Source organism: Spirillospora sp. NPDC049652 (assembly GCF_040675125.1).
Lineage (GTDB): Bacteria > Actinomycetota > Actinomycetes > Streptosporangiales > Streptosporangiaceae > Spirillospora.
Map to the genome: position 1 here is coordinate 1 of NZ_JBFAOF010001246.1, position 1760 is coordinate 1760.

2 protein-coding genes and 1 pseudogene are annotated in these 1760 nt (G+C 77.4%); all 3 read left to right on the forward strand.

Annotated features, from left to right (window positions below; genetic code table 11):
- On the forward strand, positions 1-738 hold a 738-nt coding region (locus AB0J52_RS39060; protein ID WP_500188118.1), incomplete at its 5' end, for a hypothetical protein.
- A gap of 70 nt (positions 739-808) precedes the next feature.
- On the forward strand, positions 809-1477 hold the full coding sequence (locus tag AB0J52_RS39065; RefSeq protein WP_500188119.1) for a LysE family translocator: 669 nt from the start codon (positions 809-811) through the stop codon (positions 1475-1477).
- Between the two features lie 85 nt (positions 1478-1562).
- Positions 1563-1760, forward strand: a pseudogene (locus tag AB0J52_RS39070) (DUF885 domain-containing protein); the annotation flags it as partial.

Below are 1760 nucleotides of genomic sequence, written 5' to 3' on the forward strand. Positions count from 1 at the left end.
AGTGCTCCTGCCGCCCCGGCCGGGGCCGGTCCCGGCGGCGCGGCGCCCACCCTCACCGAATCCAGCTCCACCAGCGCCTCGGCCGCCGGACCGGGGCCGGGGGCGGCCTCAGGGACCGGCCCGGTGGGCCCGGCCGGTCCGGCCGCGGGCGGGCGTCCGGCGTTCGCCGCACCCGACGGGACACCTGCGGCCGCGGGCACCGCCGGGGGAGCGGCCCAGGTCCTCGCGGCGCAACCCGACGGGCCCGCCCCCTGGGTCGCGACCGCCTACGACGGCCACTCGGCCGGCGCCGAACGCTTCCTCGAGCCGGTCGTCCCGCACGGCGCGCTCCGCGGCCGCTGGGGCGGGATGCGACGCCGCGGCCCCCTGTTCCAGCCCTACTGGGCCGGCGGCACAGGCGAACCCGCGCTCGCCCGCCCCGCCCCGCCCCTCACCCCGGGACCGCCCGCCGAACGCCCCCCGGAACGCGGCCTGGTCGCCGCGATCATCACCCTCGCCGGGATCCTCGCCGTCCTCGCCGTGCTGCTGCTCGTGCTGTTCGCGTGCGAGCCGACGGTGAAGACCCCACCGCCCCAGCCGCCCGAACCGACCCTGGAGTCACCCTCGGAGTCGCCGCCGCCGACCACACCGTCCTCACCGACCCCGACGCCCACACCGCGCGACTCCATGCCCGTCACCCCCGGCCCGTCCGGCAGCCCCGGCGGCGGAGGAGACGGCGGCTCGGGCGGATCGGTCTGACGCATTCCGCGCCGTCCCCCTGCCCGCGCGGGGCTTGCCGCCGCGCCCGCCGCACGGTGAGGATGGGCCGATGCTGAACGAAATGGCCGCTTTCCTCGGAGCGGCGTTCCTCATCGCGATGGTGCCCGGCCCGAGCACGGTCGTGATCGTCCAGCGCGCCGCACGCGAAGGACGACGCGCCGGCATGGCGACCGTCCTCGGCAACGAGACCGGCGTCCTCGCCTGGGGCCTGGCCGCCGCGCTCGGCCTGTCGGCGCTCCTGGTCGCCTCCCGTGTCGCCTACGACACCCTGCGGATCGCCGGCGCCGCCGTCCTGCTGTGGTTCGGCCTGCGCGCCCTCTGGCAGTCCCGCCGCGCCGCCACCACCGCAACCAGCACCGCCACCACCGAGACCGCCACCGGGAACCTCGCCGAAACCGAACCGCCCGCCGGGACCCGCGGCGCGGCGCGCTGCTACCGGCAGGGCGTGGTCACCAGCTTCGCCAACCCCAAAGCCGGCGTGTTCGCGGTGTCGTTCCTCCCGCAGTTCGTCCCCGACGGCGCGTCCGTCCCCCTCACCCTCGTCGCCCTGTCGGTCCTGTGGGCCCTGGTCGACCTCGTCTGGTACACGCCGATCGTGTGGCTGGCCGGCGGCGCCGGACGCGTCCTGCGCCGCCCGCGCGTCCGCCGCGTCCTCGAACGCGCCTCCGGCGTCGTCCTCGTCGGGTTCGGACTGCGCCTGGCCACCGACTCCACCTGACCACCCCACCCGCCCTGGAGAGCCGCCCCCGCCCGCGCCGCAGACGACCTGGCCCGGCGAACCACCCGCGCCCTACGCTGGGGCGATGACCTCTTCCCTGGACGCGCTCGCCGACCGCTACGTCGACGAGATGGCCGCGCTGGACCCCTGCCTCGCCGCGATGATGGGCATCGCCGGACAGGACGACCGGCTCACCGACTACAGCCCCGAGGGCGAGGCCGCCCGCACCGACCTGGCACGCCGCACCCTCGCCGCGCTCGACAAGACCCCCCTCGACGGCACC